24 protein-coding genes and 1 pseudogene are annotated in these 23,307 nt (G+C 64.9%); 14 read left to right on the forward strand and 11 right to left on the reverse strand.

Translation table 11 applies throughout. The annotated features are described in order from the left end of the window. Positions 1 to 26: 26 nt before the first annotated feature. Genes sctT through ABS769_RS03340 form a run of 8 tightly spaced genes read right to left on the reverse strand, consistent with a single transcriptional unit; the run spans position 27 to position 5,644 of the window. On the reverse strand, positions 27 to 857 hold the full coding sequence (gene sctT, locus ABS769_RS03305) for a type III secretion system export apparatus subunit SctT (protein WP_210762819.1): 831 nt from the start codon (positions 855 to 857) through the stop codon (positions 27 to 29). After that, complete coding sequence (locus ABS769_RS03310; RefSeq protein WP_317060794.1) at positions 854 to 1,363, reverse strand: type III secretion protein HrpB7; 510 nt, start codon at positions 1,361 to 1,363, stop codon at positions 854 to 856. Before ABS769_RS03310 ends, sctT begins: the two co-directional genes overlap by 4 nt. Continuing rightward, positions 1,356 to 2,684, reverse strand: a complete 1,329-nt coding sequence (gene sctN / locus ABS769_RS03315) for a type III secretion system ATPase SctN (protein WP_317060795.1) — start codon at positions 2,682 to 2,684, stop codon at positions 1,356 to 1,358. Before sctN ends, ABS769_RS03310 begins: the two co-directional genes overlap by 8 nt. After that, on the reverse strand, positions 2,674 to 3,375 hold the full coding sequence (gene sctL, locus ABS769_RS03320; RefSeq protein ID WP_043909229.1) for a type III secretion system stator protein SctL: 702 nt from the start codon (positions 3,373 to 3,375) through the stop codon (positions 2,674 to 2,676). The genes sctN and sctL overlap by 11 nt, the downstream gene beginning before the upstream one ends. Next, positions 3,360 to 3,989: a type III secretion protein HrpB4 gene (locus ABS769_RS03325; RefSeq protein WP_317060796.1), complete on the reverse strand. Its 630-nt coding sequence runs from the start codon at positions 3,987 to 3,989 to the stop codon at positions 3,360 to 3,362. The genes sctL and ABS769_RS03325 overlap by 16 nt, the downstream gene beginning before the upstream one ends. Before the next feature lie 9 nt (positions 3,990 to 3,998). Continuing rightward, positions 3,999 to 4,763: a type III secretion system inner membrane ring lipoprotein SctJ gene (sctJ, locus tag ABS769_RS03330; protein ID WP_317060797.1), complete on the reverse strand. Its 765-nt coding sequence runs from the start codon at positions 4,761 to 4,763 to the stop codon at positions 3,999 to 4,001. Position 4,764: 1 nt separating this feature from the next. After that, positions 4,765 to 5,157 (reverse strand): type III secretion protein HrpB2, encoded by a 393-nt coding sequence (locus tag ABS769_RS03335; protein WP_317060798.1) that lies wholly within the window; start codon positions 5,155 to 5,157, stop codon positions 4,765 to 4,767. A 31-nt stretch (positions 5,158 to 5,188) separates the two neighbouring features. Next, positions 5,189 to 5,644: an HrpB1 family type III secretion system apparatus protein gene (locus ABS769_RS03340; protein WP_317060799.1), complete on the reverse strand. Its 456-nt coding sequence runs from the start codon at positions 5,642 to 5,644 to the stop codon at positions 5,189 to 5,191. A gap of 213 nt (positions 5,645 to 5,857) precedes the next feature. On the opposite strand from ABS769_RS03340, the gene sctU reads away from it, so the two are divergent. From sctU to xopZ, 13 genes are all read left to right on the forward strand, one after another. Then, positions 5,858 to 6,931, forward strand: coding sequence for a type III secretion system export apparatus subunit SctU (sctU, locus tag ABS769_RS03345; protein WP_317060800.1), 1,074 nt, complete (start codon positions 5,858 to 5,860; stop codon positions 6,929 to 6,931). Between the two features lie 8 nt (positions 6,932 to 6,939). After that, positions 6,940 to 8,862 (forward strand): FHIPEP family type III secretion protein, encoded by a 1,923-nt coding sequence (locus tag ABS769_RS03350; RefSeq protein ID WP_317060801.1) that lies wholly within the window; start codon positions 6,940 to 6,942, stop codon positions 8,860 to 8,862. After that, positions 8,862 to 9,497, forward strand: a complete 636-nt coding sequence (gene sctP / locus ABS769_RS03355; protein WP_317060802.1) for a type III secretion system protein SctP — start codon at positions 8,862 to 8,864, stop codon at positions 9,495 to 9,497. The genes ABS769_RS03350 and sctP overlap by 1 nt, the downstream gene beginning before the upstream one ends. A gap of 93 nt (positions 9,498 to 9,590) precedes the next feature. After that, a complete protein-coding gene (gene sctQ / locus ABS769_RS03360) occupies positions 9,591 to 10,544 on the forward strand; it encodes a type III secretion system cytoplasmic ring protein SctQ (protein ID WP_317060816.1) in 954 nt (317 codons plus the stop codon). Continuing rightward, on the forward strand, positions 10,531 to 11,175 hold the full coding sequence (gene sctR / locus ABS769_RS03365; protein WP_006451038.1) for a type III secretion system export apparatus subunit SctR: 645 nt from the start codon (positions 10,531 to 10,533) through the stop codon (positions 11,173 to 11,175). Before sctQ ends, sctR begins: the two co-directional genes overlap by 14 nt. Before the next feature lie 4 nt (positions 11,176 to 11,179). Then, complete coding sequence (sctS, locus tag ABS769_RS03370; protein ID WP_005994479.1) at positions 11,180 to 11,440, forward strand: type III secretion system export apparatus subunit SctS; 261 nt, start codon at positions 11,180 to 11,182, stop codon at positions 11,438 to 11,440. After that, a complete protein-coding gene (locus ABS769_RS03375) occupies positions 11,437 to 12,252 on the forward strand; it encodes a 4-hydroxyphenylacetate catabolism regulator HpaA (protein ID WP_317060803.1) in 816 nt (271 codons plus the stop codon). Before sctS ends, ABS769_RS03375 begins: the two co-directional genes overlap by 4 nt. Further along, positions 12,249 to 13,196 carry an HrpD5 family protein gene (gene hrpD5 / locus ABS769_RS03380; protein ID WP_317060804.1) on the forward strand — a complete coding sequence of 316 codons (948 nt, stop codon included), beginning with the start codon at positions 12,249 to 12,251 and terminating at the stop codon, positions 13,194 to 13,196. The genes ABS769_RS03375 and hrpD5 overlap by 4 nt, the downstream gene beginning before the upstream one ends. Before the next feature lie 10 nt (positions 13,197 to 13,206). Beyond that, entirely contained in the window at positions 13,207 to 13,449 is a 243-nt protein-coding gene (gene hrpD6, locus ABS769_RS03385) for an HrpD6 family protein (protein ID WP_316697003.1), read from the forward strand. Positions 13,450 to 13,534: 85 nt separating this feature from the next. Next, positions 13,535 to 13,807 (forward strand): HrpE family protein, encoded by a 273-nt coding sequence (hrpE, locus tag ABS769_RS03390; RefSeq protein ID WP_317060805.1) that lies wholly within the window; start codon positions 13,535 to 13,537, stop codon positions 13,805 to 13,807. Positions 13,808 to 13,862: 55 nt separating this feature from the next. Continuing rightward, the gene (locus tag ABS769_RS03395; protein WP_316697005.1) at positions 13,863 to 14,345 is read left to right on the forward strand and encodes a CesT family type III secretion system chaperone; all 483 of its coding nucleotides are present in this window, start codon (positions 13,863 to 13,865) and stop codon (positions 14,343 to 14,345) included. A 170-nt stretch (positions 14,346 to 14,515) separates the two neighbouring features. Beyond that, positions 14,516 to 15,625 carry a pectate lyase gene (locus ABS769_RS03400; protein WP_317060806.1) on the forward strand — a complete coding sequence of 370 codons (1,110 nt, stop codon included), beginning with the start codon at positions 14,516 to 14,518 and terminating at the stop codon, positions 15,623 to 15,625. 250 nt (positions 15,626 to 15,875) lie between these two features. Then, the gene (xopZ, locus tag ABS769_RS03405; protein WP_317060807.1) at positions 15,876 to 19,835 is read left to right on the forward strand and encodes a XopZ family type III secretion system effector; all 3,960 of its coding nucleotides are present in this window, start codon (positions 15,876 to 15,878) and stop codon (positions 19,833 to 19,835) included. A gap of 111 nt (positions 19,836 to 19,946) precedes the next feature. Here the strand turns inward: xopZ and xopF1 are convergent, their stop codons facing one another. Together xopF1 and hap3 are read right to left on the reverse strand one after the other, a co-directional pair. Beyond that, on the reverse strand, positions 19,947 to 21,959 hold the full coding sequence (xopF1, locus tag ABS769_RS03410) for a type III secretion system effector XopF1 (RefSeq protein WP_317060808.1): 2,013 nt from the start codon (positions 21,957 to 21,959) through the stop codon (positions 19,947 to 19,949). Continuing rightward, a complete protein-coding gene (hap3, locus tag ABS769_RS03415) occupies positions 21,956 to 22,399 on the reverse strand; it encodes an Hpa3 family type III secretion system protein (RefSeq protein ID WP_317060809.1) in 444 nt (147 codons plus the stop codon). The genes xopF1 and hap3 overlap by 4 nt, the downstream gene beginning before the upstream one ends. Positions 22,400 to 22,799: 400 nt before the next feature. Between hap3 and ABS769_RS03420 the strand changes: the two genes are divergently transcribed. Then, positions 22,800 to 23,183 (forward strand): hypothetical protein, encoded by a 384-nt coding sequence (locus tag ABS769_RS03420; RefSeq protein WP_317060810.1) that lies wholly within the window; start codon positions 22,800 to 22,802, stop codon positions 23,181 to 23,183. Positions 23,184 to 23,189: 6 nt separating this feature from the next. Here ABS769_RS03420 and ABS769_RS03425 read toward each other — a convergent pair. Continuing rightward, positions 23,190 to 23,307, reverse strand: a pseudogene (locus ABS769_RS03425) (IS5-like element ISCARN85 family transposase); the annotation flags it as partial.

Consider the following 23,307-nt stretch of genomic DNA (forward strand, 5'->3'; position numbering starts at 1 on the left):
CACGGCAGGCGATGTCTCAACAATGATCAATTCGCTGCGCCCCCCTTGCCGCCGGCGTTCGCGGCATCGTGCAACTGCTGCTGGAAATGGAGGAAGCCGAGAGCGTCACCGGATTGCGCGATGAACACGCTGGTCAGCAATGCCAGCAGCAGCAGCGCCAATACCCCACGGATCGGTTGACTCAGATTCGAAGGTTCCAGCTTGTCGGCGGCGCGCGCCACAAAGCCGATGGCCAGATCCACCAGCACCAGCACCAGCATCAACGGTGCGGCCAGCTTGACGATTGCGGCCATCATGCCGTCGGTCTGCTGGATGACGAAGGACTCGGCGACCGCGCCCATGTCCGGCGTGAGCTGGCTCAGCGGCCACCAGCGAAACGATTCGAACAGCGCACCGAGCAGCATCAGCATGCCGCCCAGCGCGTAGAAGGACACGATCGCCAACTGCATCAACACCGTGGAGACCGGCGTACTCTGCTCACCGCTCAGCGGGTTGGTCATCTGCACGTTGTTGTAGCCGGACACATCGTCGATGAGCAGGCCCACACTCTCGGCAACCCAGAACACCGTGGATGCGGCAAACCCGATCAGCAGGCCGAGGAAGGCTTCCTTGAATACCAGCCCGACCAGGCCGGTCGCTTCGATTCTGGCCAGCGCATCGGCCGGTTGTCCGTAGGCGATGAACGAACTGAGCACATACACCACACCGTTGCGCGCCATTCCGGGAAGGCTGTCCTGCGCCGTTGCCGGCAGCACGAAAAACATCACGAACACGCGCACCCCGCATAGCGCCAGCAGGGTCAGCAGCGACACGCCCTGGGATGACAGCGCCAGCAGTGCGGTGGCGGTGTCGTTCATTGCCCCACTCCGCGCGCGGCACGATGCAACCGCAGCCCGAGCAAGGCGTCGATCGCGTCTTCCTCTTCGGCCGCTTCGCGTTGGGCTTGCCAGGCACGCTGCGCGCGGGCGGCGTTTTCTGCGTACACATCCGCCTGCGCCTGCAGCTTGCTCACTGCCTGTTGCACCGTTGCGGCCTCATCGAGTGCGCTCTGCAACGCCTGCGTCGCTGCGACCAGCGCCTGCTCTGCGGCGCGGCAGCGCTCTTCCAGCACGGTGCGGAAACGCTGGTGCTGCAGGATCGCCTCGATGCCGATCGGCTCACCCGCGCCGGCCTTGTCGGCCAGCGTGGTATCGAACGCCTCCAGGCGCGTGGTGCAGGCGTTGGCCTCCTGACTGCAACTGGCGCGCTCGCGGTCGCACTGCTCGAGCGCCCGTTTGCAGTCGCTCAGGTGCTCCTGCATCCGCTCATGACGACGCGTCTTCAACTGCTGCAACGTGGCCCAGGTGCCGGCACGCTCACGCATCGTCGATCACGCCGGCAAGCTGCTCCAGGGTGGCGTCATAGTCGCTGAGCTGATCGGTGGACTGGCTGAGGAAGTCGCGAATCGCATCGATCCTGGCGATCGCCTCATCGGCGACCGCATCGCTGCCCTGGCGATACTCGCCGACCTGCAGCAAGGTCTCCACCTCGTTGTACTTAGCCAGCAGGCGCCGCAGCTGGCCGGCGTACTGGCGTTGTTCGGCAGACACGATCTGGCTCATCACCCGGCTCAGGCTTCCCAGCACATCGATGGCCGGGTACTGGTTTTTGGCGGCGATCTCACGCGACAGAATCAGATGGCCATCCAGGATGCCGCGCACTTCCTCGGCGATCGGATCGCTGCCGGTGTCGTCTTCGGCCAGCACGGTGTAAAACGCGGTGATCGAGCCCGTCTCGCCCATGCCGGCACGTTCGAGCAGGCGTGGCAACTCGGCGAACACCGACGGTGGGAAGCCGCGACGGGTGGGCGGCTCGCCGGCGGCCAGGCCGATCTCGCGTTGCGCGCGGGCAAAGCGTGTCAGCGAGTCCATCATCAGCAGAACGCGCATGCCCTGATCGCGAAAATATTCGGCGATGGCGGTGCCGACATAGGCGGCCTTGGCGCGCTCGATCGAGGAGCGATCGGAGGTGGCGCACACCACCACGCTGTGCGCCAGACCGTCTGGGCCAAGAATCATCTCAATGAATTCACGCACTTCGCGCCCGCGCTCGCCGATCAGCACGATCACGTTGACGTCGCACTGCGTACCGCGCGCGAACATCCCCATCAAGGTGCTCTTGCCCACGCCAGCTGCGGCGAAAATGCCCATGCGCTGGCCTTCGCCCAGCGTCATCAGGCCATCGACGATGCGCACACCGGTCGGTAGCGGCTGTTCGATCAGGCGCCGGCGCATCGGATCCGGCGCCTGTGCCTGGATCTGCACCCAGCCGTCGCCGGCGACCGGCCCCTGGCCGTCCGCCGGCTCACCCAGGCCATCAAGCACGCGCCCCAGCAGCGCTTCCCCGACCGGCACCGCCAAGGGGCGCCCCGATCCGATCACGCGCGTCTCGCGCGACAAGCCCACCAGCTCGCCAAACGGCGCCAGCAAGGCGAGATGGCGGCTGAAGCCCACCACCTCGGCACGTTGCAACAGCGTGCCGTCGCGCTGGCGCAACTCGCACACCTCGCCCAGGCTGACCTGTACCCCGGCGACCTTGAGCATGGTGCCGATCACCTCGACCACCTTGCCGTAGCGACGACCGAAGGCCAGCGCAGCCAGTTCGCGCTCGAGCGTTGCCTCCAGCACCGGCATCTCAGCAGACATCCGGCACCGCCTGTGGCGCGGCCAGCACGCGGCGGATGACCCGCTGGAGGCTGCGCAGCTGATCGCGCAGATCGGTCTCGAACACGCCGGTATCCCATTCGCACACGCAGGCACCCAAGGCCAGCGTCGCATCGCCGCACAGTTCCACCGGCATGGCCCAGCCTGCGGCCGCGGCGGCCGCGTCGAAGGCGCGCCGTGCGTCGTCCAACGCATCGGGATGCACGCTCACCCGCAGGGCCTTCGCCTCGTCCAGGGCGCCGTCCAGCGCCTGTGCGGCGCGCGCGTACAGCGCAGCCGGGTCGTGCCCGTGGAGGACCTGTTCGCAGGCGTGCGCGACGATCTCGGCCAGACGCGCGCGGGCGCGCTGCGCGGCGTCCTCGGCCGCGAAGGCATGCCGCACGCCGCGCTCGTTCCACGCGTCGAGCTGACGGCGCAGCCCGGCTGCATAGCCCAGGCGTGCACTGCGCTCGGCCTTGTCCTGGGCATCCTGGAGGATCGTCTCGGCCTGTTGTTGGGCGTCGTCGATCAGCGCCTGCGCATGCGCCTGGGCGTCCGCCAGCGTCTGCGCGCACCGCGCGTGCACCTGTGCAGTCGCTGCATCCAGTTCCAGCACACAGGCCAATGCCTCGCGTGGGATGACCTCGCAGTCCAGGCCGACTGCCTCCGGTGTGGACCTCAGCCAAAGACGCATGGCAGCTCCGGCAACAAGGTAGGCAGCGCCTGCAGAAACGCAGCGCTCGCGCCATCTGCCGCGATGGGCGCCACCTTGGCAGCGCCCAACGGCAAGGACAGCGCCAGCACCTTGGCGATGCAGGGGTCTGGCCAGGCACCATCGGCCTCCATTCGACGCCAGCCATCGCCGACCCATGCCGCGTGCTCGGCATCGCGCGGCAACAGCGGCACTGTCATGCCCGTGACTGCGCGATGGCGCACATGCTCAAGCACCGCCGGCCCCACCCACTGCTCGAACCAGGTCAGGCGCTCGCGTTCGATACAGCGGCGCAGCGCCAGTGCGCGCGAAAACACTGCGCGGCTCATCAACACCTTGGCGAGCAGATCCGGCGCGAGCACGACCAGCCGATTGGCCAGCGGATCCAGCGCCGAAACCTGCATGCGCGAGCATCCCGACCAGGCCTGGATCACGCGCACACGGGCCCGCGCCGGTGCCCGTTCCCAGCCCAACGCAGCGACCGGACCCAGCCAGTGCGCCACCCGCTCTGCATCCAGCGATTGCGCCAGCACGGACACGGCCGCCGTCCATCGCTGAAGCCATAGTGCTGCGTTGTCGATGCGTGGCTTGTCCATCTGCCGGCCTCACCCAGCATGTTTTCTGGACAACGCGCGCAGGCGCTGCCAGCCGCCCCAGCGGCGTGCATCGGCGCTCGGCCACCAATACAGCGCTGCCGCAGCAATCGCCACGCACAGCGCCAGCGCGCATCCGGCCAGCCACGGCCACGGCCATGCGCGCGCAGGCGCCGCCACAGAAAGCTGCGCATCGCTCTCCGCCCCGCCCGGCACCAGCGTGACGCTGACGTTTTCGTAGGTCAGTCCTTCCACGCTGTGCATCACCAGCGTCTTGATGCTGGGCACCAGGCTGGTCAGATCGCTACCGACGCGAAACTTGATGAACACCGCGGCGCTGGATGGTTTGACCGAGGTGGACAGCGGGTCGTTGTTGGGAAGCACGATCTGCACATCGGCCGCGATCACGCCGTCGATATTCGACAAGGTCTGCGACAGTTGCTGCGACACGCCGTAGATGAAGCGCACGCGTTCTTCGGTGGGTGTGGAGATCAGGCCGTCTTTCTTGAACATCTCGCCGAGATTGGCGTGCCGCTCCCGCGGCATGCCATGCGTGCGCAGCACGTTCAATGCGTACGCCACCTGATCGTGCGGCGCGTTGACCGCCCAGGTCTTGCCGTCGTCGGGCGTGAGCTTTTCCGCATCCACACCGGCCGTCAGCAGCACGGCCAGCATGTCGTTGGCGTCGTTCTCGGTCAGCCCGGAATAGAGCTGCTGGTCGCAGCCAGAGAGCAGCAGTGCGAGCAGCAACACCAGCAGATATCTGAGCTTTCGCATGCTATTGGTTCTTGAACAGCGTCTGCACGGCGTTCTTGCCCGACTGCGCCACGCCGACGCTGACATTGAGGTTGAAGCCGACCATCGTCAGCTCGTGCATCAACTTCATTTGTTGCGAGGCCATTTCCTGCAGGCCCATGGTCGGCGCCTGCATGCTGAAGGCATCGATATGCTCGGTAATGCTGCGCACGCCATCGTTCTGCACGTCGACCATGCGGCTCATCATGCTCGGCTCGCCCACACGCTGCATGGCTGGCGGCAACGGGCTGGAGGACTGCATCAGCGCCTGGAAGCGGTTGACGAGCGCCTGGTTCGGCGCCGCCGTCGGCGACACCGCTGGCGTGGACAGGCCGGTACTGGCCGTGACTGCTGGGACAGGAGGAATGAGCGTCATGACATGTTCCGCAGGCTGGGTGGGGTCCGGGTCAGGCGCGCAGATACTGGGCGTTGGGAACTTCCATCGGCGCGGCGGATTCGGCCGCCGCTTCCAGCGGCGCGGGTGCCGGGGTGTAGCGTCCTGACAGCGCCTTGACCAGGCCAACGGCGTCGGCATCGGCGTCCTCTTCGATCACACCGTCTGCAATGCCATGCCACGACGGGTCGCCCACCGCAAACAGGCAGCACGCGTACAAGGCCTTGCACAACGGCTTGGAGCCTGCATCGGCCTCCAGCTCACGCAGCAGGCGCGCGCCCTCCAGATAACTGCCGCGCTTGATCGCAATCCAGGCATCGAAGGTATCCAGCGCCTTCAGCTCTGGCCGCAGCACCCGCACAGCGGCCAGCACCGCCGCGGCCTCTTCGAGTTTTTCGTGGGTCAGCCCGACCGTGATCAGTTCGATCAGCCCGCTCACGACCGGACCGGGACATTCAATGTTTTCCATACCGCACCTCGTCATTCAGTGGCTGTGGACAGCATGCGTGCGCAACGCTACGCGTCGGCGCCAACGAAGACTTTTCAGAAGCGAACATCGGAATACCATCGCGAACAAACACATCGTGCTTCGTCCATCCATGCACACATTCGCCTTGGAAGCGGATCGTCTGGCGACGGCTCGCCCAAAATCGGCGCGCAGCAACAGCGGCCGGAGATCGCCATGTCGGATGAGAAGACCGAGAAGCCGACCGAAAAGAAACTGCAGGATGCGCGCAGGGATGGGGAAGTCCCGATCAGCCCGGATGTCACTGCCGCTGCGGTGCTGCTGGCCGCGCTGTTGGTGCTGAAACTGGCAGGCAGCTATTTTGTCGAACACCTGCGTGCATTGATGGCGATCGGCTTCGATTTCACCGCCAATACGCGCGATGCCACCGCATTGCACCGTGCACTCGGTCGCATCGGCATCCAGGGCGTGTTGCTGACGCTGCCCTTCGTGGCGGCCTGCCTGGCCGCGGGATTGATCGGCACCTTTGTGCAGACCGGGCTCAATGCCTCGCTCAAACCGGTCACGCCCAAATTCGATTCGCTCAACCCCGTCAACGGCGTCAAAAAACTCTTTTCGTTACGCAGTCTCATCAACCTGCTGAAGCTGGGCATCAAGGCGGCCGTGATCGGCGTGGTGTTGTGGTATGGCCTTCGTGCACTCATGCCGACCATCATCGGGCTCGCCTACCAACCAACGGCCGACATCGCCCAGATCGGCTGGCGCGCACTGGGCGTTCTGTGCGCCCTGGCGGTCCTGGTGTTCGTGCTGGTCGGCGCGGCGGATTGGAGCGTGCAGCATTGGCTGTTCATTCGCGACAAGCGCATGAGCAAGGACGAGCAGAAGCGCGAACACAAGGAGAGCGAAGGCGACCCGGAAGTGAAGGGAAAGCGCAAGGAATTCGCCAAGGAACTGGTCTTTGGCGACCCGCGCGAGCGTGTTGCCAAGGCCAAGGTGATGGTGGTCAACCCGACCCATTACGCCGTCGCGCTCGCCTACGAGCCGGACGGTTTCGGTTTGCCGCAAGTGGTTGCCAAGGGCGTGGACGACGGTGCGCTGGAACTGCGTGCCTATGCGCACAACCAGGGCATTCCGATCGTGGCGAACCCGCCGTTGGCGCGTGCGCTGCATGAGGTCGAACTGGGCGAGGCGGTTCCCGAATCGCTGTTCGAAACGGTGGCGGTGGTGCTGCGCTGGGTCGATGAGCTGGGCCGCGACAACGATGACGGCAGCGGTCCGCTGCCTTGCTAGGAGATGGCATGCGCCTGACACGGTATTTCTCATACACCGGTGAAGTGGCGATCGCCGCCTTGGTGGTGGCGGTCATCGGCTTGATGATCCTGCCGCTGCCCACCCCGCTCATCGATACGCTGCTGGGCATCAACATCACCTTGAGCGTGGTGCTGCTGATGGTCACGATGTATGTGCCCGACTCGATCTCGCTGTCGTCGTTTCCCTCGTTGCTGCTGTTCACCACACTGCTGCGGCTGTCGTTGAACATCGCATCGACAAAATCGATCCTGCTGCATGCCGAGGCTGGCCACATCATCGAGAGCTTCGGCGAGCTGGTGGTCGGCGGCAACCTGGTGGTGGGCCTGGTGGTGTTTCTGATCATCACCACGGTGCAGTTCATCGTGATCGCCAAGGGCTCCGAGCGCGTGGCGGAAGTCGGTGCGCGCTTCACCCTGGATGCAATGCCCGGCAAGCAGATGAGCATCGATGCCGACCTGCGCGGCGGCAACCTGACCGCGGATGAAGCACGCCGCAAACGCGCGCGGCTGGCCATCGAGAGTCAACTGCACGGCGGCATGGATGGCGCCATGAAATTCGTCAAGGGCGACGCCATCGCCGGCCTGGTGATCACCATGGTGAACATCCTGGCCGGCATCGTGGTGGGCGTGACCTACCACGGCATGAGCGCAGGCGAGGCGGCCAACCGCTTTGCGATCCTGTCGGTCGGCGATGCGATGGTCTCGCAGATCGCCTCGCTGCTGATCTCGGTGGCGGCCGGCGTCATGATCACCCGCGTGGCCAACGAGAACGAGGCCAAGATCAGCTCGCTCGGGCTCGATATCGGCCGCCAGCTCACCAGCAATGCCCGCGCCTTGCTGGCAGCCAGCGTCCTGCTGGCCTGCTTTGCGTTCGTTCCGGGATTTCCTGCACTGCTGTTCCTGTTACTGGCGGCGGCCGTGGGCGCAGGCGGCTATACGATCTGGCGCAAGCAGCGCGATGTCAGCGGTACCGATCAGCCCACGCTGCCATCGACCAGCCGCAAGGGCGCCAAAGGCGATGCGCCGCATATCCGCAAGAGCGCGCCGGATTTCGCCTCGCCCTTGTCGATGCGGCTGTCGCCGCAACTGGCTGCGCGGCTCGACCCGGCACTGCTGGATCAGGCGATCGAAAGCGAACGCCGGCAATTGGTGGAGCTATTGGGCCTGCCGTTTCCGGGCATTGCGATCTGGCAGAGCGAATCACTGCAGGACCTGCAATACGAAGTGTTGATCCACGATGTGCCGGAAACCCGCAGCGCGTTGAGCGATACGGCGGACATGCCGAAAGCGCTGGCCCAGCAAGCCATCGCGCCGCTGCGTGCACGCGCGCATCTATTCGTCGGCATCCAGGAGACGCAGTGGATGCTGGAACAGGTGGGCGCGGACTATCCCGGGCTGGTCGCAGAGGTCAACAAGGCCATGCCCGCCCAGCGCATCGCCGATGTGTTGCGGCGGCTGCTGGAAGAACGCATCCCGGTGCGCAACATCAAGAGCATCCTGGAGAGCCTGGTGGTGTGGGGACCGAAGGAAAAGGATCTGCTGATGCTGACCGAGTATGTGCGCTGCGATCTCGGCCGCTATCTTGCGCACACCGCGACCGCAGGCACCGGACAGCTGCCTGCGGTGATGCTCGACCACGCGGTGGAACAGTTGATCCGGCAGTCGATTCGCGCCACACCGGCCGGCAATTTCCTGGCGCTGCCACCCGAGCAGGCCAATCAGCTCGTCGAGCAGGTGGAACGCATCGTCGAAGATCAGGCGCGGCATCCACTGGCAGTGGTCGCCTCGATGGACGTGCGGCGTTATGTGCGCCGCATGATCGAGGCACGCCTGAACTGGCTGGAGGTGTATTCGTTCCAGGAACTGGGCGCAGAGGTGCAGCTGCAGCCGATCGGCAGAGTGGTGACCTGATGCGCAAGCCACCGGTCCGACACGTGCGCATCCTGCCGATTGCCGGCGCACCGCTGCAGCCGCACGCAGCGGCAGCGCCGGCGCGTGCGACGCAACGTGTCAGCTTCATGCAACTGCGCCGACGCCTGAGCAGCGTGCTGCCCGGATTGCCGGACACGGTATTGCCGGAGGATGGCGACGACGATCCGACGCTGCCGGAAGTGGTGGATGCGGCCAGCGACGATCACGGCCCCGCGCCGCTGCCAAGCGCAACGCCCTGCCTGGATGACGGCAATCGTCGACAGATCGCCCGAGGCGATGACGGCGACGCACTGGGTCGGCAGATCGCCACCGAGTGGATCCGCACCCAACGCGCGCAGCTGGCCATCAACCACATCGCGCTGCGGGTGGCCGAGTTTTGCAACGCCACACCGGTACGCGGCGCAGGTACCTGGGAGGCATGGCTGGAGATCAACCACGACATCCTGCCGCAGACCACGCTGTTCTTGCGGCTTTCGCCAGACCAGCTATCGCTTCGCTTCGACAGCGGCTCGCCGGAGACGCGCGAGGTACTTTTGAACGGAAGAAAACGTTTGGATACCGCATTGAAGGCTGCGCTCAGCGACACGCTTCAGATCAGCATCGAGGTCGTCTAGCGCTGCAGCTGCAGCAGACCAGCCATAGTGAGGGACGCCGTGTTGTCAACAGAGCCGAGCCTGACGTCGCCGGCACGCGACTTGTCGCAGGCGCTGACCCACGTGCCCGCCGCGCGCGCGCAGCTGGGCAGAGTGCTCTGCGATCCGCGTGCAGCACAGCGTTGTGGCTTCACCGCGCAACGCCGCGGCATCCGGGCTGCGGATGCCGCGCGCCTGCAGCTGCAGTTCGATAGCGGCAACCTGGAGTTGCGGATCGCGGCACGCGACAGCCTGGCGCTGCTGTTGAACGAAGCCGATGACGCCCTGCGTGTGGCGATCGCCGGTGTGCTGTTGAGCGGTGATCTGCGCGCCCTGGTACCGCTGGGACTAGGCGCTGCCGAGGTCGTCGCCTTCGAGCGCTGTGCGGATGCAGTCGATCGCCTCGATATCGGCATCACGCTAGGCGGCATCGACGCGATCGCAGAAACCGCCAGCCCGCTGCTGCTTGCTGCGCTGCAAACGGCTAGCGCTGCGCTGGCTCAGCCATCGCCACTGCCGGCCTGGCTGAGCGCACTGCGGGTGACCACGCGCCTGCGTATCGGCCAGCGCACGGCAGCGGCGGCGTTGCTGCAATCGCTGCGCCCGGGCGATGTCCTGCTGCACGCGCTCGCCACGGCTCCCGTGCGCAGCGGCGAGCTGCTCTGGGGCATCCCTGGAGGTGCGGTGTTGCGCGCTCCGGTACGCCTGACCCTGCAACAGATGATTCTGGAGACTGCCCCCACCATGCAGCACGATATGCCCGCATCCGAATCCTCATCGTCCGCCACCGATGTGGCGGCACTGGAACTGCCCGTACAGTTGGAAGTGGACCAGCTTGCGCTGTCTCTGTCCGTGCTGTCGGGCCTGCAGCCCGGCCAGATCCTCGAGCTGTCGGTGCCGGTGGATCAGGCCGACATCCGCCTGGTCGTCTACGGCCAGACCATCGGCATCGGAAGATTGCTGGCGGTGGGCGAACATCTCGGCGTGCAGATCCTCAGCATGTCGGAGACTGCGCATGCAGATGCCTGATGTCGGTTCGCTGCTGCTGGTGGTCATCATGCTGGGGCTGCTGCCCTTCGCAGCGATGGTGGTCACTTCCTACACCAAGATCGTGGTCGTGCTCGGCTTGCTGCGCAATGCCATCGGCGTACAGCAGGTGCCGCCGAACATGGTGCTCAACGGCGTCGCGTTGCTGGTGTCGTGCTTTGTGATGGCGCCGGTGGGCATGGAGGCGTTCAAGGCCGCGCAGAATTACAGTCCCGGTGCCGACAACAGCCGTGTGGTGGTGCTGCTCGATGCCTGCCGCGAACCGTTTCGGCAGTTCCTGCTCAAGCACACCCGCGAGCGCGAGAAAGCCTTTTTCATTCGCTCGGCGCAGCAGATCTGGCCCAAGGACAAGGCCGATACGCTCAAGCCGGACGACCTCCTCGTGCTGGCACCGGCATTCACGCTGAGCGAGCTGACCGAGGCGTTCCGCATCGGATTCCTGCTGTATCTGGTCTTCATCGTGATCGATCTGGTGGTGGCCAATGCGTTGATGGCGATGGGCCTTTCGCAGGTGACGCCAACCAACGTGGCCATTCCGTTCAAACTGCTGTTGTTCGTGGCGCTGGATGGCTGGTCCATGCTGATCCACGGCTTGGTCCTGAGTTATCGGTGACGCCATGGACCACGACGATCTGGTGAGATTCACTTCCGAAGCCTTGTTGCTGTGCCTCAAGGTGTCGTTGCCGGTGGTCGGCGTGGCCGCAGTGGCCGGGCTGCTGATCGCCTTCATCCAGGCAGTGATGTCGCTGCAGGATGCCTCGATTTCGTTCGCGCTCAAGCTGGTGGTGGTGGTGGCTGCCATTGCGGTCACTGCACCCTGGGGCGCCTCGGCAATCATGCAGTTCGGTCAGGCGCTGATGCAGGCGGCCTTTCCATGATCCGGCGCATTTCGCCAGGCGCTGTACCGCCGTCGCTGCCGAGCGCGCCCGGCGCATCGCACCACCGCGCCGATGCGCCGCAGCCAGGCGCACAGCCGCTGGCGGACACGGCACATCATGCACCCCGTCTGCGCTCCGCTCCGCCGCGCAAGCGGCGACGCGGCATGCGCTCGCTGGATGGCATGGACGACGAACGCGACGCCACAGAACTGGAAGAAGTCGAAGCGGCACGCGTCTCGGCGCTGCGCGGCCGTGTCAGCATTGCAGTCGCTCAGCCACAGGGCCAGGGGCAACGCCAGGACAATCAGCACGGCGAGGGCGGCAACGCGCAGGCCGGCGATCCGCAGGCGGGGAGATGGCAAAGCGCTTCGTCGGTGCACTTGGACGACGGTGTGCGTGCGCGTGTCGACGGCGTTCTCGACCGCTACGCGACGGCACGCGCCGCCGACCCGACGGTCAGGCGACGCGCGCTTGCCGTTGCGCTTGTCGAACTGCGCGCGATCGGCATTGCCCATCCTGCCGCAGCACAGTTGACGGCCATGGTCTGGAGGTTGATGCGCGAGCATCTGCGCTCCGGCACCGCGAGCACCTCTGCGGAAAACCTGCAGGCGTTACGCAAGCTTCTGGTGGAGCTGGTGCCGGTCCAACCGGAGCCATCGCTAGCGCTGCGCAACTTTCATCTACTGCTTCCGTTGGTGCTGCTCAACGCAGAAAAACCACGTAAACGCCTTGATCGTGCTAGCGCAATCACGCGTTTGAACACACTGCTGATTGAGCACCAGGAGCGGACCGCTCAGGAGATTCGCGCATGACCATGCAACTTCGCGTGCTGACGGGAATCCATGCCGGCGCACGATTAGATTTGCAGCCAGGCAGCTATACGTTAGGCGTCGATCCCCAAGCCGAAATCCGGATCGAAGATTGGCCCGATTGTTCGCTCATCATCGAGGTGGATGCAGATGGTCAAGTGCGTTATCGCAGCGAAGCGTTGCCGACGACAGCGTTTGTTGCGCTGCATCCGGTGCGCTTTGGTCCGTTGGTGCTCTGCATCGGCGACGCTGCGGCCGATTGGCCGGACGATGTTGCGCTGCTGGAGCAGTTACTGTCGCCCGCCGCGACACCGGCAGCTCCTTTGCAACGCAGGTCCAGGCGCAACGCACTGCGTGCAGTGGTGGGCGCCATGCTAGCGCTGGCCGTCGCGGCGCTGCTGCCCTCCCTGCTACCGGCCTTTCTCTCCGATGCGGCTCCCCCGCGCAGCCAGGACAACCAGCTCAATCAGGTGCGATTCGTGCTCAAACAGCTGGGCTTGCGCGAAGCGCGCGTGGAGCAGGTCGGGTCGCGCGTGCGGGTCGAGGGCCTGGTGACAAGCAGCGCGGATGCGGCGCGCCTGCGCGCGCAACTGCATCGCTATCAACATGCGGTCAGCGTCGATGTGGTGGTGGTGGATGAGGTGTTGGCAACCCTGCGCGATACCTTGGCCGACCGCGACCTGAGCGTGCGTTACGAGGGCCAGGGCGTTTTCTCCATTGCCGGCAGCAGCGACAACGCAGAGCGCGCGATCCGGCGGATCGCCGACCTGCGCAGCGATCTGGGCCCGGAAATCCGCAAGCTGCACGTGGACATTGCCCAGCAGGACCCGTCTGTGAAACCTCCCGCCAACTACGACGCCGCTTTGCTCGTCGACGGACTGCATTACGTGGAGACACCGGACGGCACCAAGCACATGACTTCCCTGCCGCAGCAAGCGGCGCCATGAGAACCGCACCATGTTCGATGCCATGACCGACACGGTCACCCAGGATATGAGCAAGATCTTGCAGACCAAGGCGCAGGATCTCTCCGGCGAGCGACTGCGCAACATCGAGGCAGCGCTGCACGCGACAGCGCAACAACTCCGTGTGCACTGGTCCGCCGCGAGCGATCAGGCTGCGCGCAACGATTTTACTGTCTTGCACGACGGCATCAACGCTGCGCGAGACATCGTCGCGCACATCGCCAGCATGCCTTGATCATCGAGTTCCTTGGCCACGTTGGTCAAGCAAAACGCGCCGACAAGCGCTCCACGTTACTTCTCTTTAGCTAAGGAGTATTTATATGTCAGCTTTACAATCGATAGGGCCGCGATTGGGCCAGGGCGGGGATCTGCTTGGATCAGACCTTTCAAGCAGATTTGACAATCACACTGCCACTCAGACCTCGGACAATCAGATGGATAGTCTGATGGGTGGCATTGGCAAATCAGCCGCAGCACAGGAGCGCATGAACAATTACCTGACCGCGAAGAAGAACGAACTTGACTTCAACGTCGCGCTCAACAAATTCATCGGCAAGGCAGGCGACAACGCGAAGCAGCTAGTTGGCCAGTAATAGGCCCTGACATGACGCAGGGCCGGTGCATGGCCCTGCGCATGTCGTACGACAGATGAGCATTACCCGATTCGAAGCGATCGTTCTACAGATGTGCGAAGCACTGGACCTGCCGGATGTGCAGGCGGTGCTCAACAATCGCGTGCTCTGGGTGGAAGGGTTTGAAGTCTATCTGCACATGCCCGCAGCCCAGACCGACGATGACGCACAGCAAGCGCCGGAAGAAGAAGCGCTTTACCTACGCATCTCCTACGGCCTTGCTCCTGCGGGACGGACCCTGACGGTCTTCCGGCTGTTGCTGGAAGCCAATTTGTCGGTATATGCGCAGGACCAGGCGCAACTCGGATTGAACGATGCCGGCGTGATCGTGCTGGTCGTGCGCGTTCCGCTGGACGACGACGTCGACGGTGCCTGGATCTGCGATCTGCTTGCCCATTACGCCGAGCATGGCCGTTACTGGAACAACAACATCTTCATTGCACACGACGAAATGTTCGAAGGAATCGCAACGGGAAATTATCTGTGGCTACGCGCGTGAGATGCTCGGCTTTGCCTGCATGCCGATTGTTTTAGCCAGACATGTACGACTCCGCAGCACGCTGCCGGAGCCTTGCGCATCCGCTGCGCTGCAGTACATCGCCACGCTACGCTTTTATTTCCCAGCGCAGCACTTCGTTCGCCATTCCTCTCTTGCAAGGACACTCGCCAATGAATCTCGCTATTCCCTCACATACCACTGCGAGCTTACAACCGTCTTCATTTTCCCTTTCGCAGCAGCAGGCCTTGACTGCAGTGATCATGAGCATGCTGGCGTACTGCATGCAACGCATGCTCAAGGACATGATGCAGCCACAGGATCAGCCGTCCAGTGATGGTCAGCCAACGACCAACTCCAATCCGACACCGTCTATGCCGCCATCGAACCCGCCGTGTTCCACCAACCCCGGCGGGCAACACGGCAGCGGTGCCGGCAATGGCAATGGCAACAGCGGTGGCAACGGCAGTAACACCTCCGGAACGGGAACCGGCAACGGCGCATCGCCCACCAACCCGGGTCACTCGGCGACGCCCACACCTACGCCCACCGACGGTGCTCACGGCACACCAGGCCCGACCGGCACGCAGGCGCCACTGCCTCCCGGCAAGGTCGTCACCGCGCCACCCGGCGTCCAGAACAAGACCATCGTGGTGCACAAGGGCGAGGTGTTCGACGGCAAGGGTCAGACCTACATCGGTGGCCCCGGTCTGGGCGATGGCTCCCAGAATGAGCACCAGCAGCCGCTGTTCGTCGTCGAGGACGGCGGCAGCGTCTGCAACGTCAACATGAAGGGCAGCGGCGACGGCGTGCATTTCATGGGCAGCGGCAAGATGATCAACTGCGTCAACGAGGATGTCAGCGAGGACGCGGTCACCATCGATGGGCAGGGCAACCGTGAACATGATGCGGGGATTGCCGGTTGTGGCTCGGAGGTCGGCGGCCGGCCGAAGGTCGAGATCATCAATTCCACGTTCAATAACGCTGCAGATAAGGTCGTGCAGGACAACGGCGCTGCCGACGTGGTGATGTCGGGTGACACCGTCAACGGCGCCGGCAAGGTCTTCCGCACTAACGGTGGACATGCCGATATCGACACGAACCTTCAAGTCGAAAATTGCGAGTTCAATCAGGTCAAGGAAGCAGTATTCCGCACCGACGCGCCCGGCGCGACGGTCAAGATTTCCAACCTGAAGACCGATGCGCCCAACGAAGTGATTGCCCCCGAGGCTTCTCAGGCGATAGGTGCAACACGTATCGGCCATAAGGCCTACAGCGGCTGATCGCACCCTGTACCAGCGCTGCGCGTAGTTCGCGCCCGGCAGATGTGCTGCTGCATCGCATCTGTCGGGCGTCATCGGTTTCGTAGCGGATACCGCAGACCTTAGGCATCGTGTGCGGCGCACTGTAATCGCGTACCGGGTAGCGGTGCTTCCGCACTGCCGTTGTGTAGCTTCTGGCCACTGATGTTGATCGGCTTATGGGGGCGGCCAGCACAGCCGGATATGAACCACTACACGCGAGAGATCGACGTTGACCCGTATTCGCCCCTCCACGCTGACATTCGGGCTACCTGGCAATAGCCAAGGGACGGCGCATGCGGGTACGCCGTCGCCGCATAAGCAGGCCCATCACCGACTACATCAATTGGATGGGCCTGCGGCCGAGTCCGAAGCACGCGCTGCGGAAGTGGATGTGGCCGCACGGGTACGTCGCTATACCGCAGCTGCTGCAGACATCGCACAGGGCACGCCTGCGCCGCGCGAGACAGGCAGGCTGCGCGGCGTGCGCAAGTCGTTGCAGAAGCTCGCCCGGTTCGCCGGCACGGCGGTGGGCATTGCCCGGCAGGCCACTCCCGACCACACGCGCCTGCTGCGCTACCAGGGCACGTCTGCGCAGCCTGTACCGCCCGCTCGATCGGAACCGGGCGACTGGCACTCACTGGCTCCCTTGCAGACAGCGACGTTCGCCGCCTCGCAACGGCTGAGCGATGCCAGGATCGCCGTGCGCAAGGCCGCAGCGCTACAGCGCCTGGTGCGGCTGCATCTCGATCGCCTGGAGCAGGACACCGGCTTGCATGCCAGACGCGCACCGCGCCTGGCCGACCGTGCCAACGACACCCGCAAACGCCAACAGGTGCTGGCCACCTGGAACGCGCTACTACGCAAACACATCGCCGATTGCAGCGAGCGCCTGGCGCACACCGAGCAACAGCTGCAGCAGCAACTGGACCAGTTGACGGCCATGCCCGCGCCTGCGGCAAGCGATCGTCGACCGCGCCTGCGCGACATGCTCAAGCACGAAGCCGAGCTGGATCGCATCCGCAAGCTGCACGAGCACGCGCGCCATCTGTCCGCCCTGCGCGAGAAACAGCAGGCCTCGCTGCAGCGCCTGCAAGTGCGCGCCGCCAGCCTCGACACCACCCTGGCGCAGGCGCTGCAGTCTGCGCACATCGTGGCTGGCGACCTGTTCGAGACCGCTGCGCACGCCGACGAGCTGCGTGCACTGCTGCCGGCGCTGGCGGGCCTGACGCACTCGCTCGCGCAGGAGGTCGACACCGCAGCGGCCGACGATCTGCGCGCCAGCCAAGCGCTAAGTGCCGCGTCGGACGCGCTGATTGCCGCACAGATCGCGCAGACCGCATCCAGCGCAACCGATGCCGCTGCGGCCACTGCATTGCGCAAGCGCTTGTCGACATGGGCGAGCGGGCTCTCCACCACGCGTTTCGGAGACCAGGCGGTGCCTGCAGCGGGCATTGTGGCCATCGCGCTTGGCGCGCTGCGCTCGGCAGTGGCCGGTGTGCTCGGCGACAACCGCGCTGACGCGGGGGCGCTGCTGCTTGCCACCTTCGACCATGTCCACAACAGCAGCTGGAGCGCGCTGATCCCTGCCGATCCGCAACAGCACGATGCCCAACAGGGCGCGACGATGGGCGAGCACACCGGGATTCCTCGCGCAGCGATCGAGGCGGCGACGACGCGCTGGCTGGAGACCCTGGCGCGCTTGCCGCGCGGCCGCCAGGTGCTCGGCCAGTTGATCCAGGCACGCCATGAGCGTGCCGCCGACCCGGGCCGCCAGGACATCGCGCGCATCGCATTACGGGCCGATGCGCTGCTGCGCGCCACGCCCCTGGACGATACCGCCACGCGGTGCTGGCTGAGCGGTGCACGGCGCGCGGCCGGGAGTGCCCTGCACGCGGCCGACCCGGCGCAGGCGCTGCAGGCCTGCAGCAGCGACGAACGCGCGGCCTACCATGCGCTGCGCAACGGCTACGAGTCGCGTGCTCCCGGCTCGGCGTATGCGCGCGCAAACGCCCACCTGCAGGCATTCGGCGAGACGGTGCGTACGGCCACCTCGCCCTATCCTGGGGGCGCACACGCGAGCGCTCTCAATCCGCTGCATGCCTTGTCGGAGGGGCTGGAGGTCGCATCGGCCACCGCACTGCCGACACCGCGTCGACGCGCCAACCTGACCCTGGAACACGCCTGCGCTGCCTTGATCGGCTACCTGGGCGCATTGCACGCCGCCCGGCCGCAGGGCTGTGTGCCATCGCAGGCCGAGTTGCACTGGCAGGCGGCTGCCGAGTTGCTGCAATGGGTCGATGAGGACGTGGACCGCAGCGGCATGGTCTTCGATGCCGCCACCCTGGCGCGCATCGCCGAACGTGCGGCGGTGCTGCACGACCACCATCAGGCACAGGCATCCAGCATGCCGGGCGGTGCAGCGGTGCAGGCAGCGCCACCGGAAGGATTGCAGCGTGCCTGGGAGCAGGTGCGAAGCGGCCGCTGCACCGCGCCAGCCGCGTTCGATCTATTGCGTACCTGCCTGTCCGTGCGGGCGGAGCACGCAGAGCAAGCGGCCGAGCTGCAAGCAAGCGATGCCTCGACACAGGCCGCCTTGTGGCTCGCACATGCGGATGACTGCCTGGCGCATTTCGACACCGCCATCGACAAGACCTTGCAGTTGGCGAAGCAGACCGGTGCCGGGGCCCTGGCCCACCCCGAGGCGTTGCTGGACCTGCTGCGCGACATGCTTTCGCACCTGGAATGGCGCGACCGCTGGCGGATGACCTGCCAACGGACCTGGGGCGCCAATCTCGCACCGCTTTCGGCGGCAGCTGCCGTTGCAGGATCTGCGTTCGGCCTGGGCGCGCGACTGATCGCCAGCATGCAGTGCAATCGCGATGCCTCGCTGGAGTTCTACATGGGACGTACCGGTCTATACCTGCAGATCAGTCGCCAATCCGCGACGCAGCGCCAGCTCGGTGCGGGCCTGACTGCCGGCTATGGCATCGCTGTGGACAGTGCCTACGCAGCAGCCGGCGTGTCGGCCGCCGTGGACTGGCGCTATCGGCGCGAGGTCGGTGTGGAAGACGGCCTGCAGATCCGTATCCCGCGGCTGGGCAAGGGCCGCGAGCCGGCGCTGTTGCAGGCGTTTTTACGCATGCTGGAGCATCTGGTGCGCCGCGCAGCAGCCGATCATCCAGAGCAGCCACACGGCGCGGACTGGATGCATGCGTTGCTGGCCGAGCATCCGGAGGCCAGCGTCGGGCTGATCGACCAGGCCGCACGCGTCAGCCAGGGAACCGAATGCAGCGCCAGCGTCAGCGCCGGCCTGCGCGCAGGCGATACGCACGGCCGCCGCGCGGGCGGCTCGCTCGGGCTCGGCGTCAAAGCGCGCCAGGACCTCGGCTGGACGTCGACGACCGTGGCCGGCTACATGACCACGCAGTATTGCGACGCCACCGCCGCACGCCGGGTGGAAGCGGCCGCACGCCTGACGGCCGGCGTACAACTGGCACTTGCCCAGCAGCGCCGCGAAGGTGCATCGGCGACGCCTGCTGCCAGCACCACGGTCTCGGCAATCGATGCCGGCTATGTCGCCGAAGTGAGCGCGGACGTGGCCACCGCGTTCTGCACGCTGTTCCAGTTCGGCGGCGAAATCGATGCGGCCCGCAGCGACCGCGCAACCGACTTCACGCAATTCGCCGCGTTCGAACGCCTGGTCCGCACCCAGTGGGAGCGCTGGGCCGACTACGGCCTGGTCAAGCTGGGCAACGATGTCGACCAGACCTTGCAGCCGGTGCTGGCAGAGCTGCAACTGGAGCATTTCATGCAGCAGGCCAGGCGTTTTGCCGATGGCAACGCGCTGGCCGCACTGTTTGCCGACGAGGCGTTACGCAGCGCCGCTGCGCCGTTGCTGGACGTGCACCGGGCACTTGCACTGGTGGCGCAGGACGCGGGTGACCACGCACGTGCACTCGCCGAGCGCACGGCCTTCGACGCGTTGCTGCAGCAGCCCGCGGTGTGGGAGCCGACCTTGCTGCTAGTCCGCGAGAAGGCGAAACTGATCGAAGAACGTGGCGTGGACTTCATCGTCAAGCGCCAGCGCAACCGCATCGCCGAAGCCATGCGTACAGTCGGTCAATGGCCGGCGTACGAGGCGGTGCCGCGCACAGCGCCGCCCCGTTCCACACCCGCTGATCGCACGTAAGCCGCGCACCAGGCTGGCACCGGAGCCGCCAACAAGCGACAGACACAACGACGGCTGCGTCTGTCGTTGTCGCGTGCAATACGCAAGTAGATCAACTGCAGAATCGTTCGCTCACGGCCTGCCGTTTTCCCACTGGCGAAGAGCCTCGCTCTCGTGCAATGCGTGCCGGAGCGTCTTTAACTCGATATCCAGTGTCTTGGTCAGGTCGTTGCGTGGCACGCCGCTGAACATCGCCGCTTGCCCCGCGTGCAGCTGATCGCGCACAGTGTCGATGGTGGCAATCGAGATGGACTGCGTGCCGATTTCCGCGCGCAATTTCTCCAGGGCTTCGCGCAACCTCCTCGCCTGCGGACCCGGTGCAGGCGCAAGCCGCTCCCCCTCCTCCAGGGTGCGCGCAATCTCTGCAGCTGTCGGCGCCGAAAACATCGCGATCGCCTCGTCGATGGGTTCGGCCAGAGTCTGGAGTGTGCGTGCGATGGTGCCTTGGTAATCGGAGGCCTTGACCGCACGTGCCTGATCCAGTCGCGTCGCCTGGCTGGTGTTAGCGCCGTTCTTGGCCTTGAGCGCATTCCAGACCGTATCGTTGAACATGGTCTGCGCGGCCTGTTGCACGACCGTGGCGGTGGAGTTGGGCGCTTCGCCCGCGACGCTGCCGTTTTCGTTTCCGCCACGCAACGGCGCGGCGATCAAACGGCCAGCCCCGAGCGAGGCGAAATTGGCCAGCACATTGCTGAGCATGTGGCGGCCCAGCACGTCGCGTACAGCAGTGGTGATCGCGTTGGTGGTGCTCAAGGCCTGCCTTGCCAACGCCAGGCCTTCTTTCCCGGTTTCCAGCAAATAGGTCGGGAAATGTACCGCATCGGACCACTGCGCAGGTGGGCGCGTCTTGTCCGGCAATGCTAGCGAAAACAGATTCAGTCGTTGCTGCCCGCCCAGCAGGTCGGGGACGCTCATCTGTCCGGTACGCGCCACGGCTTTGCCGGTTTCGAGCATTGCCTTCTGCATGACACCCGCCCCGCCGATAGCGAGCGCGCTCAACCCCAGTTGGCCGGCCGGCGTGCGCGTGCCCGGGTCGTCGGAGGTTCGCCGCGCCGCGTTAAATCCTGCATTGATCGTCGGCTTGAGCAACAAGGTGTCCAGGGATTTGTCGTCCAACGTCGACTGCCATTTGGTGATCCCCTGGCGGCGGTCGTAGGTCTGTGCCTTGAGTTCCGCAAGCGTGGGTGCGTTACCCTCGCCGGGACGCGTGAAACGCTTGCCTTCGGCGGTAATTTCCAGCAACACCGGCGGCGGATCGGGCACCAGGATCTTGGGGTCGATGGCCTGAAAACGCGGCAAGTTCGCGACACGTGCGCGCCGGTCCATTGCAGGGATCAGCAACGTATCGCTGGTATAGGACACCAGGCCCGCCACTGCACCGGACAGCGTCGCCGTACTCAGCGTCTCCGATCCGGGCGGGCGCGAGTTGTCGTAGGCGGCGCCCGCGGCAAGACCGAACGGCGTCCGCATCGAGCCGATGACGAAGGCCCTGAGACACTCGTAGGCGATCGGCCACGCTGCCTTTGCGCCTGCCGTCTTCATATCGCCGACGATCTGGTATCCGGCATCCGGCCCGAACGTGGCAATGCGTTCGTCCACGCGCGCATCCGCCCATTCCAGATACGCGGCCTGCAGCGCCTCCTGCTCCTGCGAACGCTCTGCGAAGTGCAGATTGCCCAGGCGAGTACGTAGCTGCGCCTTCAACTCAGCGGCTGCCGCCGCGCTGCGCTGCGCATAGGTCGCTGCAACGGCAGGCGCATGTGGCTCATCGACAACCGAGGACGCAGGGCTTGCGTGCGGAGTGTAAAACGACGCATCCGTCGACTCCGAAGAATGCGACGACTCCGAGCGATGTGATGCGCCATGCGAGGACTCGGCATGATTTGCGTCCGTGGTCACGCGACGTGAAACCGGCGCGCGACGACCGCGCAACACCGGGCCCGAAGAGGGCAAGCCGGCGAGCGGCCCGGTTGGCACTCGCGTCTGTGGCAGGGCGACGGCCTCCTCGGCATGCGTCGGGCGTGCCGGTGCAGGAGACGTTGCGCGGCTGCTGGGAGAGGTCCCGATGTTGCTGGTGAGCTTCATGAGGCCACCTCGGCCGTGCTGCCGGCCTGCGTCACCAGCGCGTCCAGCACCACACGGGCGACCACCTGCCCGCGCTCCAGCGCAGTGGCCACGGCATCGGGCGTGCGTTCAAGCAACAGCGGGCAGACACAGAGCAGACCAAGATCCGAGAGCGTGAGCCGCCATCCGTATTGCGTCAGTAATTGTTCCTGTAGCGCCAGTAGCGTCACCACCTCATCACCGCCGAGCTCGCGTGCGGCCAGTGGCAGGATCACTTCCGGAAACGCCGTCATGTCGCCCTGCTGCATCTGCGCGTGGACACGGCACAACATGCCCGCAGGGCCAAGGATGGTTTCGCCTTGTCCAAGTCGCTGCGCGAGCTCGTCCGGCAACCCAAGACGGACCCCCAGGCCGGTGAAAAATGCGTCGTTCGCTGTGTGGAGATTTCCCAATTCCGACATTGTCCGAAATCCTCGAGAAAGTATGCGATGAGTACCGATACACCATTCCGGTAGGACAAAGTCTCCGATACGGGACGCATACCTGGGTAAAGCCCTGCGAAATACTCTTGCCGCGCGCGAAGCTGTCCTGGTGAAAAATGTGCAATCGAGACCTGCATCAAGTGCACCACGCCCCGGAGCAATGCAAGATCAAGTTGCACAAAATGGATCTGAGATTATCGCGCTTACACTCCGGACATTCGATTCGCATCGATATGCCAGACTTTGCGATGCAGGTCGCAAAAAGTGGTCAGCGTGCTGCATTGTTGCCGCCCATAGCGGCCACCCGAGACATCACACGTGGATTCGCTATCGAGCGTTGCGCTTCACCTTATCTCATCAATACAAGCGAGTGGTATTCATGAAGGTTTCTTCCACACCCCAGGCAGCACACTCCTACAATCACCATGTGGTGAATTCACCGAGCGCCGAAAAGCAAAGCAGGCCGCCCACAAAAACCGATGGGCCGCTTGCACAGCTCCAGGGACGTTCCGCTCCGAAAAGATATCGCACCGCCCCCAAGCCCGTTCAGTCGACCGCACAGGCTCAGCAGATGCGACCACTTGGCATGCCGCCATTCCACGCAGGCACCAGCAACGATTGCGGTCTTCATACGATTGCGGCGCTGACCGGGCTTCCTGAGGCGCATGTGGTCAACGGGCTGGGCCTGACACCAGACAACATTCAATACATTAGCCAGCATGGCATGACGCCAGACCAATTTACTGGGCACTCACTAAATTAGGGCCTGTTAACACATCCGAAGCCCATCAACGACTAGGACGAAGCTGAGGAATCCAAGGAACATGACATCCAGCTTGTCGAAGCGCGAGAAAATCCGGCGGTAGCCTTTCAAGCGACGGAACAGT

The sequence above is a fragment of the Xanthomonas hortorum genome (assembly GCF_040279205.1).
Taxonomy (GTDB): domain Bacteria; phylum Pseudomonadota; class Gammaproteobacteria; order Xanthomonadales; family Xanthomonadaceae; genus Xanthomonas; species Xanthomonas hortorum_F.

Coding starts and splice junctions, on each gene's coding strand:
- sctT (WP_210762819.1), bottom strand. CDS start 857: ATGAACGACACCGCCACCGCACTGCTGGCGCTGTCATCCCAGGGCGTG.
- ABS769_RS03310 (WP_317060794.1), bottom strand. CDS start 1,363: ATGCGTGAGCGTGCCGGCACCTGGGCCACGTTGCAGCAGTTGAAGACG.
- sctN (WP_317060795.1), bottom strand. CDS start 2,684: ATGTCTGCTGAGATGCCGGTGCTGGAGGCAACGCTCGAGCGCGAACTG.
- sctL (WP_043909229.1), bottom strand. CDS start 3,375: ATGCGTCTTTGGCTGAGGTCCACACCGGAGGCAGTCGGCCTGGACTGC.
- ABS769_RS03325 (WP_317060796.1), bottom strand. CDS start 3,989: ATGGACAAGCCACGCATCGACAACGCAGCACTATGGCTTCAGCGATGG.
- sctJ (WP_317060797.1), bottom strand. CDS start 4,763: ATGCGAAAGCTCAGATATCTGCTGGTGTTGCTGCTCGCACTGCTGCTC.
- ABS769_RS03335 (WP_317060798.1), bottom strand. CDS start 5,157: ATGACGCTCATTCCTCCTGTCCCAGCAGTCACGGCCAGTACCGGCCTG.
- ABS769_RS03340 (WP_317060799.1), bottom strand. CDS start 5,644: ATGGAAAACATTGAATGTCCCGGTCCGGTCGTGAGCGGGCTGATCGAA.
- sctU (WP_317060800.1), top strand. CDS start 5,858: ATGTCGGATGAGAAGACCGAGAAGCCGACCGAAAAGAAACTGCAGGAT.
- ABS769_RS03350 (WP_317060801.1), top strand. CDS start 6,940: ATGCGCCTGACACGGTATTTCTCATACACCGGTGAAGTGGCGATCGCC.
- sctP (WP_317060802.1), top strand. CDS start 8,862: ATGCGCAAGCCACCGGTCCGACACGTGCGCATCCTGCCGATTGCCGGC.
- sctR (WP_006451038.1), top strand. CDS start 10,531: ATGCAGATGCCTGATGTCGGTTCGCTGCTGCTGGTGGTCATCATGCTG.
- sctS (WP_005994479.1), top strand. CDS start 11,180: ATGGACCACGACGATCTGGTGAGATTCACTTCCGAAGCCTTGTTGCTG.
- ABS769_RS03375 (WP_317060803.1), top strand. CDS start 11,437: ATGATCCGGCGCATTTCGCCAGGCGCTGTACCGCCGTCGCTGCCGAGC.
- hrpD5 (WP_317060804.1), top strand. CDS start 12,249: ATGACCATGCAACTTCGCGTGCTGACGGGAATCCATGCCGGCGCACGA.
- hrpD6 (WP_316697003.1), top strand. CDS start 13,207: ATGTTCGATGCCATGACCGACACGGTCACCCAGGATATGAGCAAGATC.
- hrpE (WP_317060805.1), top strand. CDS start 13,535: ATGTCAGCTTTACAATCGATAGGGCCGCGATTGGGCCAGGGCGGGGAT.
- ABS769_RS03395 (WP_316697005.1), top strand. CDS start 13,863: ATGAGCATTACCCGATTCGAAGCGATCGTTCTACAGATGTGCGAAGCA.
- ABS769_RS03400 (WP_317060806.1), top strand. CDS start 14,516: ATGAATCTCGCTATTCCCTCACATACCACTGCGAGCTTACAACCGTCT.
- xopF1 (WP_317060808.1), bottom strand. CDS start 21,959: ATGAAGCTCACCAGCAACATCGGGACCTCTCCCAGCAGCCGCGCAACG.
- hap3 (WP_317060809.1), bottom strand. CDS start 22,399: ATGTCGGAATTGGGAAATCTCCACACAGCGAACGACGCATTTTTCACC.
- ABS769_RS03420 (WP_317060810.1), top strand. CDS start 22,800: ATGAAGGTTTCTTCCACACCCCAGGCAGCACACTCCTACAATCACCAT.